12 protein-coding genes are annotated in these 16,983 nt (G+C 65.7%); 7 read left to right on the top strand and 5 right to left on the bottom strand.

Annotation, left to right across the window (positions count from 1 at the left end; all coding sequences use genetic code 11):
- Positions 1 to 36 precede the first annotated feature (36 nt).
- The 3 genes from CVN68_RS18710 to CVN68_RS18720 all read left to right on the top strand — a co-directional run bounded on the left by CVN68_RS18710 (position 37) and on the right by CVN68_RS18720 (position 5,459).
- Positions 37 to 2,997 carry a TonB-dependent receptor domain-containing protein gene (locus CVN68_RS18710; RefSeq protein WP_233503426.1) on the top strand — a complete coding sequence of 987 codons (2,961 nt, stop codon included), beginning with the start codon at positions 37 to 39 and terminating at the stop codon, positions 2,995 to 2,997.
- Between the two features lie 109 nt (positions 2,998 to 3,106).
- The gene (locus tag CVN68_RS18715) at positions 3,107 to 5,119 is read left to right on the top strand and encodes a tetratricopeptide repeat-containing sulfotransferase family protein (protein WP_100283537.1); all 2,013 of its coding nucleotides are present in this window, start codon (positions 3,107 to 3,109) and stop codon (positions 5,117 to 5,119) included.
- 79 nt (positions 5,120 to 5,198) lie between these two features.
- Positions 5,199 to 5,459, top strand: a complete 261-nt coding sequence (locus CVN68_RS18720) for a hypothetical protein (protein WP_100283538.1) — start codon at positions 5,199 to 5,201, stop codon at positions 5,457 to 5,459.
- Between the two features lie 48 nt (positions 5,460 to 5,507).
- Here the strand turns inward: CVN68_RS18720 and clpB are convergent, their stop codons facing one another.
- Positions 5,508 to 8,087, bottom strand: a complete 2,580-nt coding sequence (clpB, locus tag CVN68_RS18725; protein WP_100283539.1) for an ATP-dependent chaperone ClpB — start codon at positions 8,085 to 8,087, stop codon at positions 5,508 to 5,510.
- Between the two features lie 74 nt (positions 8,088 to 8,161).
- Entirely contained in the window at positions 8,162 to 9,802 is a 1,641-nt protein-coding gene (locus CVN68_RS18730) for a M20/M25/M40 family metallo-hydrolase (RefSeq protein ID WP_100283540.1), read from the bottom strand.
- Between the two features lie 178 nt (positions 9,803 to 9,980).
- Here CVN68_RS18730 and CVN68_RS18735 point away from each other — a divergent pair, with 178 nt between their 5' ends.
- Positions 9,981 to 12,839, top strand: a complete 2,859-nt coding sequence (locus tag CVN68_RS18735) for a M16 family metallopeptidase (protein ID WP_100283541.1) — start codon at positions 9,981 to 9,983, stop codon at positions 12,837 to 12,839.
- A gap of 22 nt (positions 12,840 to 12,861) precedes the next feature.
- The gene (locus CVN68_RS18740; protein ID WP_100283542.1) at positions 12,862 to 13,161 is read left to right on the top strand and encodes a hypothetical protein; all 300 of its coding nucleotides are present in this window, start codon (positions 12,862 to 12,864) and stop codon (positions 13,159 to 13,161) included.
- A gap of 196 nt (positions 13,162 to 13,357) precedes the next feature.
- Here CVN68_RS18740 and CVN68_RS18745 read toward each other — a convergent pair whose 3' ends face one another.
- Together CVN68_RS18745 and purE are read right to left on the bottom strand one after the other, a co-directional pair.
- Positions 13,358 to 14,428 carry a 5-(carboxyamino)imidazole ribonucleotide synthase gene (locus CVN68_RS18745; RefSeq protein WP_100283543.1) on the bottom strand — a complete coding sequence of 357 codons (1,071 nt, stop codon included), beginning with the start codon at positions 14,426 to 14,428 and terminating at the stop codon, positions 13,358 to 13,360.
- The gene (gene purE / locus CVN68_RS18750) at positions 14,425 to 14,910 is read right to left on the bottom strand and encodes a 5-(carboxyamino)imidazole ribonucleotide mutase (RefSeq protein ID WP_100283544.1); all 486 of its coding nucleotides are present in this window, start codon (positions 14,908 to 14,910) and stop codon (positions 14,425 to 14,427) included. Before purE ends, CVN68_RS18745 begins: the two co-directional genes overlap by 4 nt.
- 111 nt (positions 14,911 to 15,021) lie before the next feature.
- On the opposite strand from purE, the gene CVN68_RS18755 reads away from it, so the two are divergent.
- Entirely contained in the window at positions 15,022 to 15,510 is a 489-nt protein-coding gene (locus CVN68_RS18755) for a hypothetical protein (protein ID WP_100283545.1), read from the top strand.
- On the opposite strand, the gene gpmA is transcribed toward CVN68_RS18755, so the two are convergent.
- On the bottom strand, positions 15,507 to 16,193 hold the full coding sequence (gene gpmA / locus CVN68_RS18760) for a 2,3-diphosphoglycerate-dependent phosphoglycerate mutase (RefSeq protein WP_100283546.1): 687 nt from the start codon (positions 16,191 to 16,193) through the stop codon (positions 15,507 to 15,509). The genes CVN68_RS18755 and gpmA overlap by 4 nt on opposite strands.
- Positions 16,194 to 16,260: 67 nt before the next feature.
- On the opposite strand from gpmA, the gene CVN68_RS18765 reads away from it, so the two are divergent.
- Complete coding sequence (locus CVN68_RS18765; RefSeq protein ID WP_100283547.1) at positions 16,261 to 16,980, top strand: dienelactone hydrolase family protein; 720 nt, start codon at positions 16,261 to 16,263, stop codon at positions 16,978 to 16,980.
- Positions 16,981 to 16,983 lie beyond the last annotated feature (3 nt).

Here is a 16,983-nt window from a genome sequence, read left to right on the forward strand (position 1 = left end):
ACCAATATCGCACGCGGTTTGCGCGGCGGCACGGCGTTGTCGGCGCTCGTGCTGGCAGGAACGTTGTTCGCCGCGCCGGCTTTCGCGCAGACCGAAGTGCCGGTTTCCGGGCCGGTTGAAGGTCAGGCGACCGAGGACGCAGCGACGCCCCAGGGCGAAATCGTCGTCACCGGCTCGCGCATTCCGCAGGCCAACATCACCTCCACGGCGCCTGTTACCGTGGTCGGCGCCGAGGACATCAAGCTCCAGGGCACGACCCGCGTCGAAGACATGCTCAACTCGCTGCCGGCTGTGTTCGCCAGCCAGACTTCGGCGATGTCGAACGGCGCCGACGGTACCGCCTCGGTCGATCTTCGCGGTCTCGGCACCAGCCGTACGCTGACCCTCGTCAACGGCCGGCGCCTGCTGCCGGGTGATCCGAGCCCGACCAGCGGCTCGGCTGCCGACATCAACATCATCCCCGCCTCGATGCTGAAGCGCGTCGAAGTGCTGACCGGCGGCGCATCGTCGACCTATGGCGCCGACGCCGTCGCCGGCGTCGTCAACTTCATCATCGACACCGATTTCGAAGGCTTCAAGATAGACAGCCAGTATAGCGTCTATCAGCACAGCAACCGCAACAAGCTCACCCCGGGCATCCTCGACGCACGTCAGGCGGAGGGCCGGACCGGCTTCGAATATCCGACGAGCAATGTCGTTGACGGCGGTACCATCGACACTACCGTCTCGTTCGGCACCAGCTTCGGCGGCGACGATCGCGGCCACGCGACTGCCTATTTTGGCTATCGCAAGGTCAACGCAGTCACCCAGTCGCGTCGCGATTACAGCGCGTGCACCATCCAGAACACCGGCGGCGGCGCTCCCAATTGCGGCGGCTCGCTGACTTCGGGCAACGGCACGGTGATCCTGTTCGATCCGAACCTCAACACCGCCTCGTCGACCGTCTACACCTTCATGCCGGGCGGCGGGTTCGAAAACACCACGACGCGCTTCAACTTCGCGCCGACCAACTATTTCCAGCGCCCAGACGAGCGCTACACGGCCGGTGCGTTCATCAATTACGACGTCGATGAAGCGTTTAAGCCGTACCTGGAATTCATGTTCATGGACGACCGCACGGTCGCCCAGATCGCCCCGTCGGGCAATTTCGGCAACACGCTGACGGTCAATTGCGACAATCCGCTGCTCTCGGCTGCGCAACGCGCAGTGACCTGCGCGTCGGGCAACCTGATCAACGGCTTCCTCGGCAACTTCCCGCTGGCATCGGCTGCGCAGTACAATCCGAACCCGGGTGCGGCACCGCTCACCTTCTTCGATCCGATCACCGGCGCGCCCTATAACCGCGCCTTCTTCCAGGTGCTGCGGCGGAACACCGAAGGCGGTCCGCGCCAGTCGGATCTCCAGCACACCAATTATCGCGGTGTGATCGGCGCAAAGGGCGACCTTGGCGAGCAATGGTCGTATGACGCTTATTACCAGTTCGGCCGCGTCAAGTATTCGCAGGTCTATTCGAACGAGTTCTCGGTGGCGCGTCTCACGCGCGCGCTCGACATCGTCGATGACCCCCGCGTCGCCGGAGTCCAGCCGATCTGCCGTTCGGTGCTCGACGGCAGCGACGCGAACTGTGTGCCCTACAACATCTTCGCCGGTCCGGGCGGCGTGAGCCCAGCGGCGGTGAACTATCTGTCGGCGACAGGCTTCCAGCAGGGCCAGACCACCGAGCAGGTAGCGAACATCTCGTTCACCGGCCAGTTGGGCGGCTACGGCATCCAGACGCCTTGGGCGAGCGAGGGCGTCGGGATCAACGTCGGTGTCGAGTGGCGCAAGACCGAACTCGAGCTCAAGACCGACACCTACAAGGTTGGCGTCGACTTCGCGCCGATCAGCGACATCCGCTTCCGCGGCACGTATAACCGAGCGGTGCGTGCGCCGAACATCCAGGAGCTGTTCTCGACCGCGACTGTCGGTCTGAACGGTTCGGAAGATCCGTGCGCGAGCCTGACCGATGCAAATGGCAATCCCCGTCCAGTCGCAGCAACGGACTATGGCTGCCGCGCGCAGGGTATCGCGGTGGGGCAGGGGATTACCGGAAATCCGGCCGGCCAGTATAACGGCCTGATCGGCGGCAACGCGGATCTGCAGCCCGAAAAGGCGACGACCAAGACGCTCGGCGTCGTCTTCCAGCCCAGCTTCCTGCCGCGCTTCGCGCTGACGGTCGACTATTTCGACATCAAGATCGAACAGGCGATCCGCTCGTACGGCCAGGACGCGATCCTGCAGGATTGCACCGACAATGCGACAGCGACGTTCACGCCAGCATCGTGCGCATTGATCAACCGCGACGCCGCCGGCTCGCTGTGGCTCACGCCGGGTGGTTTCGTCACCGATCTGCCGAACAACGTTGGGCAATTGCAGACCAAGGGCATCGAAGTAGGGGCATCCTATTCGATGCAGCTCTTCGGCCTCGGCCGGCTGGCGCTCAACATGAACGGCACCTATCTCGACAGCTACAAGGTCAATAACGGCCTGACGACGCCGTATGACTGCGCCGGCCTTTACGGTCCGACCTGCAGCATCGGCGGCACGACGGATGCGGGCTCGCCGCTTCCCGAGTGGCGGCACAAGCTGCGCGCGACGCTGCAGATGGATGGCGGCGTCGGCCTTTCGGTTCAGTGGCGTCACCTCGGCCCCGTTCATGCCGAGACGACGACCGATCAGCCGAGCCTTGAGGGGAACTTCAACTTCAACCCCGGCACGCGCCTCAAGGCGTTCAACTATATCGATCTGACGTCGACCTTCTCGATCGGCGAATCGTACACCTTCCGTCTCGGCGTCAACAATCTGTTCGACCTCGAGCCGCCGCTGGTGACCTCGGGCAATGCCAACCGCTCGGGTTCGAACCTCTGCCCGACCGGTCCTTGCAACGGCAACACCTATCCGGGGACCTATGATGCGCTGGGCCGCTACCTGTTCGCAGGCGTGACCTTGAGCTTCTAAGTTTCGACCAAGACGACAAATCGGGGCGGTCGGCGCAAGCCGGCCGCCCCTTTTTTGTCTCGCGCCCGCTGGCTTGCGCTGGCTGCGTCTGCCGGTTCATAGCTGGGCAATGGCCAATGCATCGACGCTCGATCCGATTACCGCAGATGCGCTTCGCGACGCGGTGCGCGCCGCGCAGGCGGGAGACCTTGACGGTGCCCGTGCGCGCGCAGAGGAAGCCGTCCCGGGAAGCTCGGATCCGGCGCCGCTCTACGCCTTTCTCGGAATGCTCGCGGCGCGTGCCGGCGATCTCGCCGCTGCTGCCGGGCACCTTGGCCGCGCACATCGTGCCCGCCCCGGCGATGCGACCATCGCCTGCAACCGGATCGCCGTGCTGATCGATCTGGGGGACCGCGAAGCGGCGCTCGCAGTGGCTACGCCGGAGCTGGCGTTCAACGATTCCACGCTTCGGGTCGCGCGCTATCGCGGGTTCCTCGCTCAGTCGCTCGATCGCTTCGCCGAGGCGGCCGAAGCCTACGCGTTCGTCATCGAGCGCGCTCCGCAGGATTTCGAGAGCTGGAACAATCTCGGCAATGCCCGCTCCGCGCTGGGCGATTTCGACGGCAGCATCGCTGCGCTCGAACAGGCGATCGCGCTCGATCCTCGGGCGGCACCGACGCACCTCAATCTCTCGACGGCGTTGCGATCCGCGGGGAGACGGGCCGAGGCGGAAGCCGTCCTGCGCTCTGCGGCCGAGAGCTTTCCCGAAGATTCGCACGCCAGGCATGACCTCTATGTCCTGCTGAAGGGCGACGGACGGCACGAAGAAGCACTGCCGATGCTCGAAGCGGCAGTGCAGCGCGACCCGGCGCACGCCGGGATGCAGCTCAAGCTCGGCATCGAATACGGGCTGGTGATGGAAACCGGGAAGGCGGAGCAGGCCTTTCTGCGGGCGCTCGACGTGGATCCGCGCGCGCGCGACGCCTATCTGGGGCTCGCCATTCAATACGAGCACACCAATCGCGAGGAAGAGTTTGCGCCGCTGATCGCACGGGCCGAGGCGAGCGGCGCGGACATCGGCACGCTGAGCTTCCTGCGGGCGCTCGAGCATCGCCGCGCCAAGCGTTTCGAGGAAGGACTGGCAGCATTGGCGCTGGTACCGCCCGAAGTCGAGCCCGAACGCACCGCGCATCTGCACGCGACATTGCTCGACCGGCTCGGCCGCTCGGATGAAGCATTTCAATGGTTCGAGGAGGCCGCGACGCGGCATGCGGCGGACCCGTCGGAGCCACTCAAGCGCGCTGCCGAACTGCGCGGCGAACTGCGCGGCGAACTCGCCGTGATGACCCCCGAATGGGTAGCCGGCTGGACCGGCGACGTGCCGCCGTCCCATCAGCCCGCGCCAGTGTTCCTCGTCGGGTTCCCGCGCTCGGGCACCACCTTGCTCGACACCATCCTGATGGGGCATCCTGACGTTGCCGTGCTCGAGGAAAAGCCGGCGCTTAACCTGGTCGACGACGCGATCGGCGGTCTGAACACGCTGGCCACGATGGATCCCGATGCGATCGCCGCGGCGCGCGCGCGCTACTTCGAGGAAGTCGCCAAGCTCGTGCCGCTGGCGCCGGGGCAGTTGCTCGTCGACAAGTCGCCGCTGTTTTTGCATAAGGTGCCGCTGATCAAGCGGCTGTTTCCGGAGGCGCGCTTCATCCTCGCGCTGCGCCATCCCTGCGACGTGCTGCTCAGCTGCTTCATGAGCAATTTCCGGCTCAACCGCGCGATGTCGAACTTCCTGCGGCTGGAGGATGCCGCGGCACTCTATGATCTGAGCTTCAGCCATTGGGAACGCGCGAACGCGTTGTTCGCGGTCGAGGCGCACCCGATCGTCTACGAACGCCTGATCGAGAATGTCGAGGCCGAGATCCGGCCCTTGTTCGACTGGCTCGGGCTGGAATGGCACCCGCAGGCGGTCGACCATGTCGGCACCGCCAGATCGCGCGGGCTGATCACCACTGCCAGCTATTCGCAGGTGACCGAGCCGATCTACAAGCGTGCCGTCGGCCGTTGGCATCGTTACCGCGCGCATCTCGAGCCGGTGCTGCCTGCGCTTGCGCCATGGGCGGAGAAGTTCGGCTACACGCTCTGAGCGCTGGACTCGGCCGTGGTTCGCGCTCAAAATCGGCCATATTGCCGCTGTCGGGCGGCCTGATTTTGGAAAGCGTATCATGATCCGAAGTGCTGCAGCCGCGATCGTCGCGGCATCCTTGCTCTCGCTGATCGCGACGTCGGCGACGGCACAGCAATCGAAGCCCAAGCCGCGCGACCCCAACGAGGTCGTGTGCAAGAAGGAGGAAGTTCTCGGCAGTCGCCTCCAGACGCGCAAGGTCTGCATGACCCGCGCCGAATGGGCCGAGCAGCGTCAGCTCGACCGTCAGAATGTCGAGCGGTCGCAGACCAACACCTGCCAGCGCCAGGCCGGCTGCTGACGACACGACGCATGCCGAGGGCAAAGCCGCCCGGCATGCGTCAGCCCGTCAGGCGACGCGCAGACTCAGCGCCCCGTCGCCCTCATCGATGTGCACCGTCGATCCGTCCTTGACGTCGCCGCGCAGGATCAGATCGGCGAGCGGATCCTGAAGATAGCGCTGCACCGCGCGCTTGAGCGGACGCGCGCCGTAGACCGGATCATAGCCGACTCGCCCGAGCCAGCCGCGAGCGGCGTCGGTCAGTTCGATCCGGATCTTGCGATCGGCGAGCAGCTTGCCCACCCGTCCGACCTGGATGTCGACGATCGGCGCCATGTGATCGGCGGCGAGCCGGTGGAACAGGATGATCTCGTCGAGCCGGTTGAGGAATTCGGGTCGGAAATGCGCGCGGACGATTTCCATCACCTGCGGCTCGACATCCTCGACCTTCTGCCCGTCGGCCAGGTTGGTGAGGAATTGCGAGCCGAGGTTCGAAGTCAGGATCACGATCGTGTTGGTGAAGTCGACCGTGCGGCCTTGTCCATCGGTCAACCGCCCGTCGTCGAGCATTTGGAGCAGGACGTTGAACACGTCGCTGTGCGCTTTCTCGACTTCGTCGAACAAGACGACCTGATAGGGGCGCCGGCGGACCGCCTCGGTCAGCACGCCGCCTTCCTCATAGCCGACATAGCCGGGAGGGGCGCCGAGCAGCCGCGCTACCGAATGCTTCTCCATGAACTCGCTCATATCGATCCGCACCATCGCGGAGGAATCGTCGAACAGGAATTCGGCGAGCGCCTTGGTCAGCTCGGTTTTGCCGACGCCGGTCGGCCCGAGGAACAGGAACGAGCCGAGCGGACGATTGGGATCCTGCAGCCCGGCGCGTGAACGCCGCACTGCGGTCGCGACGGCCTTCACGGCCTCGGCCTGCCCGATCACGCGCTTGCCGAGCTGCTCCTCCATATGCAGCAATTTCTCGCGCTCGCCCTCCAGCATCCGTTCCATCGGAATCCCGGTCCACCGCGCCACCACCGCTGCGATGTCGTCGGCGGTGACTTCCTCGCGCAGCATCGCGTTGCCGGTCTGCTGCTCGGCCTCGGCCAATTGCTTCGTCAGCGCCGGGATCGTGCCGTAGTTGAGCTCGGCCATCTTGCCGAGATCGCCGGCGCGCTGCGCCTGGTCGAGTTCAAGCCTGGCGGCATCGAGCTGTTCCTTGAGCCGGGATTCGGCGTTGATCTTGTCCTTCTCGGCCTGCCAGCGCGTGGTCAGTTCGCCCGATTGCTGCTCGAGATTGGCGAGTTCGGCCTCGAGCGTCGCGAGCCGGTCCTTCGATGCCGCATCGGTTTCCTTGCGCAGCGCCTCGCGTTCGATCTTGAGCTGGATGATCCGCCGGTCGAGATTCTCGATCTCCTCGGGCTTGGATTCGACTTCCATACGGATGCGCGACGCCGCCTCGTCCATCAGGTCGATCGCCTTGTCGGGCAGGAATCGATCGGTGATGTAACGGTTGGACAGAGTCGAGGCAGCGACGATCGCGGCGTCGGTGATCCGCACGCCGTGGTGCAGCTCGTATTTCTCCTTGAGCCCGCGCAGGATCGAGATCGTATCCTCGACCGTAGGCTCGCCGACGAACACCGGCTGGAAGCGCCGCTGGAGCGCCGCGTCCTTCTCGACATATTTGCGATATTCGTCGAGCGTGGTCGCGCCGATGCAGTGCAGTTCGCCGCGGGCGAGCGCGGGCTTGAGCAGATTGCCCGCGTCCATCGCGCCTTCGCTCTTCCCGGCACCGATCAACTGGTGCATCTCGTCGATGAACAGGATGATGTCGCCTTCGCCGGCCTTCACTTCATCGAGCACGCCCTTCAGCCGCTCCTCGAACTCGCCGCGATATTTGGCGCCGGCGATCAGGCTACCCATGTCGAGCGACATCAAGGCGCGGTTCTTGAGCCCGTCGGGGACGTCGCCATTGACGATGCGCAATGCGAGGCCCTCGGCGATCGCAGTCTTGCCGACTCCGGGCTCGCCGATGAGGACGGGATTGTTCTTGGTCCGGCGCGCGAGGATCTGGATCGTGCGGCGGATCTCCTCGTCGCGGCCGATCACCGGATCGAGCTTGCCCTCGCGGGCGGCCTGGGTGAGGTCGCGCGCGAACTTCTTGAGCGCGTCGTAACGGTCCTCGGCACCTGCGGTATCCGCGGTCTTGCCCTTGCGCAGATGGTTGATCGCGCCATTGAGCGCTTCAGCCTTCACCCCGGCGGCGGCGAGCGCCTTGCCCGCCGTCGTCGTGGTGGCGAGCGTCAGCGCGAGCAGCAGGCGTTCGACGGTGACGAAGCTGTCGCCGGCCTTGGCAGCGACCTGTTCGGCCGAATCGAGCACGCGCACTGCGTCATTGTCGAGCCCCGGCGTCTGCTGCGCACCGCCGCCCGACACGGCGGGGATCTTCGCCAGCGCCGCGTCGGTTTCCGAAAGCGCGCGCTTCGCCTCGCCGCCCGCGGCCTGGATCAGCCCGCTGGCCATGCCCTGCTCGTCCTCGAGCAGTGCCTTGAGCAGATGCTCGGGAGCGATCCGCTGATGGTTCATGCGGATCGCGACGGTCTGCGCCGACTGAAGGAAGCCCTTGGCGCGATCGGTGAATTTTTCGAGGTTCATGCTGGCCCCTGTTGGTTACGCAAGCGATGTAGTGTTGCCATTGTGCAACACAAGGGCGGCCCGATCGACGCGTGTCAGTTCGTCTTCGCGGGCCGCGGCGCGCGTGGCGCGTTCGGCGCATAGCGATCGCCGAACGGATTGCCCGCGTACCAGCGCGGAGCCTCGGGTGAATCCGCCACTTCGCGTGCGATCAGATAGTTCAGCCGCGCGAATTTCGCGCCTGCGTCCCAATTGAACGGCAGGTCGATCTGGTCGGACACCTGGTGATAATTGTTGGCGAGGAAATCGCGAAATGCCTTCTCGCCGCCATTCGCGAAGCCGGTCATCAGGAAGATCGACGGCACCCCCGCCTTGACGAAATTGAAATGGTCGGAACGCTCGAAAAACTGTTCCTCGGGCACCGGATCTGGCGAGACGGCGACGCCCATCCGGGCACCGGCGCGCGCGACGATCTCGCCCATCGTCGAATGCTCGCCGCCGAATGCGATCACGTCCTGAAAGTCGTAGAGCAGGATCGGCATGTCCAGATTGACGTCGGCGACGAGGCGGCCCCTGCCGGTCACCGGATGCCGGGCGAGATAGCTGGAGCCGAGCAGCCCGTCCTCCTCGGCGGTGAGCGCGACGAACAGGATCGAGCGTTTCGGCCGTGTCTTGCCTTGCGCGAAGGCGCGGGCCGCCTCGAGCATCGTCGCGACGCCCGCGGCATTGTCCATCGCGCCGTTGTGGATCTTGTCCCCCGGCAAATGCGAGTCGCGGCCGACATGATCGAGGTGCGCGCTCAGCACGACATATTGATCGGCGAGCGCCGGATCCGAGCCGGGCAGGACGCCGATCACATTGGGGCTGCGATAGGCCTTGACCTTGCTGGTGCGCTCCAGCGTCGCCCGTTGCTTGAGCGCGAAGCCCTTGAGCCTGCCGCTGGACGCGGCCGCGGCGAATATTTGCTCGATGCGCATACCGGCACCCTGGAAGAGCGCCTTTGCCGCAGTCTCATTCAGATAGGCGCCGATCTGGACTCCCGGATCGATGCCGTCGGGGAAACCTTGCTCGCTCAGCCATTTGGTCGTGTCATCGAGCATATAGCCGGCGGCATAGCGCCATTGCCGCTGATCGGCCGGCCCTGCGATGTACAATATGCCGGCCGCGCCGTGCTTCGCGGCGGTCACGCCGCGCTCGCGGTTGATGCGCGCGGCCGTCGCTGCCGGCAGCCCCTTCGGCACGCCGATCAGCATCACCGCGAACTTGCCGCGCAGGTCGAGCCCGGCATAATCGTCATAGCCGAGATCGGGCGCCTCCAGGCCATAGCCGACGAACACCGCGCCGCCCGTCACGGTCTGGGTTGCGGTGCCGAAGCGCGGCGAAGGCGCGATCAGCACCTCGGCGCCGTTGGCGAATTTGTGCGGGCCGACACGAAGCGAGGCGGGGCGGCGGTCGTCGAGACCATATTCGGCCAGCGACACCTGCTGGAACCAGCCCTTGTCGGTGCCGCCGGGCCTGAGGCCCAGTGCGGCGAATTGTTCGGCGACATAGCGCGCGGCGAGTTCGTGCCCCGGCGTGCCGGCGTCGCGCCCCGCGAGCCGGTCGTCGGCCAGAAAGGTCACGTGCTTGCGGATCTCGGCCGCGCTGAACCGCGGCTCCCCGGGCGCCGCCTGCGGGCGCGCGGCGAGCGGCGCGGCGGCGAGCAGCAGCCCGGCGAGGAGCATCGGAACGCGCATGTGTGGAGAGGTCTTTCGAAAAGGCGTTGGCCCGCTCAGGCTAACCGAAAACAGGCGCGTCGCAAATGCGTACAGGAAGTGGTGTCGCGACGGATCTTCGCCGTCCAGATTCGGTTGCAGCGGTTACTGTCTGCGTTATGCTCGCGTCAGCATCATGCTCCGGGGTAATCCAACAACCATGAAATCATTCCTGATGTATTGCAGCGCCGCGACGATTGCGCTCGCCGCCGCCTCCACGCCCGCCGTTGCCCAGCAGGTGGCGGCGCCGACGGCGAAGCCCGTGCCGGTCGCCGAGCTCGTCAAGCGGGTGGACGTTCCGTATGAGGAATTCACTCTCAAGAACGGGCTGCGGGTGATCGTCCACACCGATCGCAAGGCGCCGATCGTCGCGGTGTCGACCTGGTACGATGTCGGCTCGAAGCACGAGCCGAACGGCAAGACCGGCTTTGCGCATCTGTTCGAGCATCTGATGTTCAATGGCTCCGAGAACGCCCCCGGCGATTTCTTCGAGCCGCTCAAACAAGTCGGCGCGACCGACTTCAACGGCACCACCTCGTTCGATCGCACCAATTATTTCGAGACCGTGCCGCGGCCGGCGCTCGGCCGCGCATTGTTCCTCGAGAGCGATCGCATGGGCTATCTGCTCGGCGCGATCACCCAGGACGTGCTCGACGAGCAACGCGGTGTCGTCCAGAACGAGAAGCGCCAGGGCGACAACCAGCCTTATGGCCTCGTCTATTACAAATTGCTCGAGGAGCTGCTCGCGGGCAGCCCTTATGGCCATAACGTGATCGGCTCGATGGCCGATCTCGATGCGGCCAGCCTAGACGACGTCAAGAACTGGTTCCGATCGCATTACGGGCCGAACAATGCGGTCCTCGTGCTCGCCGGCGACGTCGACGCGAAGGAAGCGCGGCCGCTGGTCGAGAAATATTTCGGCGCGATTCCGGCGGGTCCGAAGAGCGTGCTCCCCAAGGTCGAGGTGCCGACGCTGCCCCAGTCGAAGACCGTGGTGATGAAAGACCGCGTCGCGGCGACGATGGTGCTGCGCAGCTGGGCGGTGCCGGGGCTGAATGATCCCGATTCGGTGCCGCTCGACGTGTTCGGCGACGTGCTCGGCGGGCTCGCCAGCTCGCGGCTCGACAATGCGCTGGTGCGCAAGGAAAAGCTGGCGGTGCAGGTCTCGGCCGGAATCCAGTCGATGGCGCAGCTCGGCATGTTCCAGGTCCAGGCGATCGTTAAGCCGGGCGTCGACGCCAATCTGGTGGCGAAGCGGCTCGACGAGATCGTCGCCGATCTGATCAAGAACGGGCCGACCGCCGACGAAGTGCAGCGTGTCGCCACCACGGCGGTGTCCGGCCGCATCTCGGGGCTCGAATCGGTCGGTGGTTTCGGCGGCAAGGCCGTCGCCCTGGCCTCGGGCGAACTCTATTCGAACGATCCGGGCTTCTTCAAGAAGCAGCTCGAGGAGACTGCCCGGGTGACTCCGGCGCAGGTGCGGGCTGCCGGCCAGAAGTGGCTCAGCCGTCCGTCGCTGACGATCATGGTCGAGCCCGGCCAGCGTGAAGCCTATCAGGAAGCGCAGGCAGTGCCCGCTGCGGTCAAGCCGGCCGAAGGTACCAAGGCCGAGCCGTTCAAGGGCACTCGCGGGGCACTCCCCGATGTCGCGCAGATCGGCGACCTCGACTTCCCCGACGTCTCGCGGAGCAAGCTCTCGAACGGCGTCGAGATCATCTATGCGAACCGCACTGCGGTGCCAGTCACGCAAGTAGTGATGAGCTTCGACGCCGGCGTCGTCGCCGATCCCGCCAACAAGCTCGGCACCCAGAACCTTGTGCTCTCGCTGCTCGACGAAGGCACCACAACCAAGGATTCGATCGCGATCGCCGAGGCGCGCGAGCGGCTGGGCGCGAGCATCAACACCGGCAGCTCGTCGGATCGGACCTATTTGTCGGTGGCGGCGCCTAGTCCGAACCTTCCCGGTGCGCTCGATCTGTTTGCCGATGTCGTCCGTAATCCGGCTTTCGCGCCCGACGAGATCGAGCGGCTGCGCACGTCCCAGCTCACCGGCATCGCCGCCGAGCTGACCAATCCGCAGGGCCTTGCCAATCGCGTGCTGCCGCCGCTGATCTATGGCCCCGGCAACCCTTATGTGAAGCTTGGCGCCGGCGGCGGCGATCCGGTCGCAGTCAAAGCGCTGACCCGGGACGATCTGCTCGCTTTCTACCGGGCGTGGATCCGGCCGGACAAGGCAAAGATCTTCGTGGTCAGCGATCGTCCGCTGGCCGAGGTCAAGGCGGCGCTGGAGGCGCGCTTCGGCAATTGGAAGGGCGAGGGGGCCGCGGGGGTCAAGGCGTTCACCGTGGCGCCGAAGCAAGTCGCGCCGAAGATCGTGCTGGTTGACCGGCCGGATTCGCCGCAGTCGCTGATCCTCGCCGGGCAGATGACTCAGCTCGATCCGTCGAGCGAGTTGCTCACCCAGGTCACGGCCAATCAGGTGCTCGGCGCCGGCTTCCTGTCGCGGATCAACATGGAGCTGCGCGAGAACAAGCATTGGTCCTACGGCGCGCGCGGCGGTTACGACTGGCTCGAAAAGGCAGTGCCCTACACGATCGGCGCCCCGGTCCAGGCCGACAAGACCGGCGAATCGATCAAGGCGATCCAGCAGCAGGTGGGCGATTTCCTGAGCACCAAGGGCGTCACCGATGCCGAACTGACGCGCGAGATCAACGGCACCACCCGCGAGCTTGCCGGGCGATTCGAGACGTCGGGGGCAGTGCTCTCGGCGATGCAGCAGAACGACCTGCGCAAGCGCCCGGACAATTTCTACGACACCGTGACGCAAAAATATCGGAGCATGACCGTCGCGCAGCTTGACGCTGCGGCACGCGCGGCTTTGGACACGAAGAAGTTCGTCTGGGTGGTCGTGGGCGACGCGAAGACCGTCAAGCCGCAGCTTGACAGCCTCGGCCTGCCTGTCGAGGTGGTCCCCGCAGCGTCGGTGGCGGGTTCGACCGCGACCGCCGCGTCGAAGTAATTTCCGGATCAGGAGAGACGAGATGGCGAATGTTGACGGCAGCTGGAACACGGTGACCAAATCGCCGATGGGCGATCAGCAGGCAGTGCTGACCGTGCAGAGCGCGGGGGACAGCTTCACCGGCAATTTCTCGGGCGGGCTCGGCACGACAGACATCAAGGACGGCAAGGTCGACGGCGACACGCTGAACTTCTCGCTCGACATCACCGTGCCGATGCCGATGACGCTCACCGTCGAGGCGACCGTCGACGGCGACAACCTCAACGGCACCGTCACTGCGGGCGCGTTTGGCAGCTTCCCGATCAACGGTACGCGCGGCTGAGGTTTTCCCAAGGCTGAGACAAAGGGCTCGCTTCCGAAAGGAGGCGGGCCTTTTCGTTTGCGGGGCTGCTATCTAAACCGTCACCCCGGCCTTGTGCCGGGGTCCACCTCGTCGCCAGCTAGGCCTCACACCTCCAGGCTTTTCGTGTCGACGCGTGAGTGGATCCCGGCCAAAGGCCGGGGTGACGAATTGTTGGTCAGCGCCGAACCCTGGTCAAATGCCCCATCTTGCGTCCCGGTCGGGCATTGCCCTTGCCGTAGAGGTGCAGGTGCGTCGCCGGCTCGGCGAGCAGTTCAGGCCATTGGTCGGCGTCGCTGCCGATCAGGTTGATCATCTCGACATGGCTGCCGGTCAGCGCAGTGCTGCCCAGCGGCAGTCCGCAGATCGCCCGGATATGGTTCTCGAATTGCGAGGTTTCGGCGCCTTCGATCGTCCAATGCCCGCTATTGTGCACCCGAGGCGCCATTTCGTTGAATACTGGCCCATCCTCGGTCGCGAAGAATTCGAGCGTCAACACGCCGACATGGCCGAGCGCCTCGGCGACGCGCCCCGCCAGCGTCGCCGCCTCGGCCCAGTGCCGCGCGATCTCGGCCGGGGCGGGGAGCGTCGAGCGCGCGAGGATGCCGTCCTTGTGCTCGTTCCAGGGCGGCGGATAGCTGGTCAGCGCGCCGTCGAGCCCGCGCACCGTGATGATCGAGAATTCGTGGCTGAAGGTCACAAAGCCTTCGAGGATCGCCGGCCGCTCGCCGATATCGGCCCAGGCGGCCTCGACTTCGGCGGCGTCGCGGATACGCACCTGGCCCTTGCCGTCATAGCCCAGCCGAAGCGTCTTCAGGATCGCCGGAGCGCCGATCTCGCGAATCGCAGCCTTGAATTCTTCCAGCGTCGACACCGATGCCCAAGGGGCGGTCCGCCCGCCCAGCGCCGCGACGAAAGCCTTCTCGCGCGCGCGATCCTGCGCGATCGACAGGCTCTGCGGGCCGGGCCGCACCGGCACCTTGCCCGACAGATACTCGACCGGACCGATCGCGATATTCTCGAACTCGTAGGTCACCACGTCGGTCTGGTCGGCGACTTCGTCGAGGACGATGCGGCTGTGATAATCGGCGCGGGTGTAGCTGGAGGCCGTCTGCGCCGCGACGCTCTCGGCGTCGGGCGCGAGGACGTGGGTGCGATAGCCGAGCTGGGCCGCGGCCACCGCGAGCATCCGCCCGAGCTGGCCGCCGCCGAGGATGCCGATCACCGATCCGGGAGGCAGCGCGCTCATTCGGGGTCGGTCGCCACGTTTTCGGTCTGCGCAGCGCGCCACGCCTTGAGGCGCTCGGCGAGTGCGTCGTCCGAAGTCGCGAGGATCGCGGCGGCGAGCAGGCCCGCATTGATCGCGCCGGGCTTGCCGATCGCTAATGTGCCCACCGGGACGCCGCCGGGCATCTGGACGATCGAATAGAGGCTGTCGACGCCCTTCAGCGCCTTCGACTCCACCGGCACGCCGAGCACCGGGAGATGCGTCATCGACGCCGCCATGCCCGGCAGATGCGCCGCGCCGCCGGCGCCGGCGATCACTACCTTGAGCCCGCGGTCCGCGGCGCTTGTGGCATAGTCGTAGAGCCGCTGCGGGGTGCGGTGCGCCGAGACCACCCTGGTCTCGTGCGGCACTCCGAGTTCGTCGAGCACCCGCGCGGCATGCCGCATCGTCTCCCAATCGGAAGTGCTGCCCATGATGATGCCGACCAGAGGCGCGTCCGCCATTCCCGTGCTCCCGCGAGGAGGCCGCTGCCTAGCGGGGCGGGGCGCGAAGGGCAACGCCGGTTGAACTATGAAGATGCCGACGCCACCTTCGGAAAAAGGGGGAGATTGGCAATGCGCAAGGTGCTGGCCGCGATCGTGCTTTTCTTCGTGCTCGGCGGGGTCATGGCGGCGGCGCCCTATCCGATCGAGGAAATCAACGGGCTCGTCGGCAACAATCGCTCCGGCTGCACGATCAACGTCCAGAATTCATCTGGTTGGGAGCCCGGCTTTCCCTCCGTATTGCGGGTCGAGCGCCTTGAGGAACCGGTGGTGGCAGGCGTCGTCGCCTATGAGTGCGGGGGCATCGTCGGCAATCCGCCCGCGGCGATGACCTTGCTGGTGCCGGGCACCGGCTATCGCGCGGAAGGCTGTGTTGTCGAACACGATCCCGATGGCTGTTATACGGATCTTCCCACTGCGCCCGCGGCTTCGGGCACGCCAAAGCGCTATCAGGTGCTGATCCAGGTCCGCCGGGGAGGGCCGGTCGAGGCCGTTGACCTTATCGTCACGCGTCGGGTGACCTGGCGCTGCCGCATCTTCGACGCACTGATGTCGGTCTAGCGCTCGCTCAGATAATAGCGATCGGTCGCCACCAATTTCTCGTCCAGCTCATAGACGATCGGCTGGCCGGTCGGGATTTCGAGGTTGACGATCTCCTCGTCGGGGATCCCCGACAGGTGCTTGACCAGCGCCCGCAGCGAATTGCCGTGCGCCGAGATCAATACGCGCTTGCCCGCGCGAATCTCGGGCGCGATCCGCTCTTCCCAATAAGGCAGCACCCGCGCGATCGTGTCCTTCAGGCTCTCGGTCTGCGGGATCGGCACGCCGTGATAGCGCAGGTCCTTCGCCAGATCCCAGGGCGATCCCGCTTCGGGCAGCGGCGGCGGGATGTCGAAGCTGCGCCGCCAGATCTTGACCTGGTCGTCGCCGTGCAGCGCCGCGGTCTCGGCCTTGTTGAGCCCGGTGAGCCCGCCATAATGGCGTTCGTTCAATTTCCAGCTCTTTTCGGTGGGCAGCCACAGCCGGCCCATTGCCTCAAGCGAAAGATTGAGCGTCTTGATCGCGCGGCTCTGGAAGCTGGTGAAGGTCAGGTCGAAGTCGAGCCCCTTTTGCTTCATCAGCTCGCCCGCGGCCCAGGCCTCCTTGACCCCCAATTCGGTAAGGTCGACATCCCACCAGCCGGTGAAGCGATTTTCGAGGTTCCACGCCGACTGGCCGTGGCGGATCAGGACGAGCTTGGGCATGCGGCCTCCTTGAAACGGGTTGCCGAGGTCCTTAGCGGCTGATGCGGCGCGGACAAGGAGACAGACGATGGCAATCGTTCGGCAGACTTTGGTCTATGACGGTCCCGGCGGCCCGTTCGAGGGCGTCGCGGCATGGGACGACGCAATCCAGGGCAAGCGCCCCTGCCTGCTCGTGCTGCCCAATGTGCTGGGCCAGAAGGAAGCCGACAATCTCAAGGCGGAGGCGCTGGCGGCGCTCGGCTATGTCGCGCTTGCCGCCGATGTCTTCGGGCAGGGCAAGCGCACCACGCTGCAGGCCGAGGATCGCAGCCGCTACATGGACGCACTCAATGCCGATCGCGCGCTGCTCCGCGACCGGCTCGCCGCCTCGCTCGCGGCATTGAAGGGCTTGCCCCAGGCTGATTCGGGCAAGGTCGCCGCGATCGGCTTCTGCTTCGGCGGCAAATGCGTGCTCGACATGGCGCGCGCCGGGCTCGGCATCCTCGGCGGCGTCTCGTTCCACGGCGTCTATGATCGTCCAGATCTTCCAAACGTCGCGCCGATCACCGCGAAACTGCTGATCTGCCACGGCTGGGACGATCCGATCTCACCGCCCGATGCGACCGTCGCGCTCGCGCATGAGCTCACCGCAAGCGGCGCCGACTGGCAGCTTCTTGCCTTTGGCCATGCCGGTCACGCTTTTACCGATGTCGGCAGAGTTGGCACGGGAGGCGTCGCTTACGAGCCGCGCGCCGATCGACGCAGCTGGCGCGCGATGGCGGACTTCCTCGAAAGACTGTTCGCCTGAATG

This window comes from Sphingomonas psychrotolerans (assembly GCF_002796605.1).
Classification (GTDB): domain Bacteria; phylum Pseudomonadota; class Alphaproteobacteria; order Sphingomonadales; family Sphingomonadaceae; genus Sphingomonas; species Sphingomonas psychrotolerans.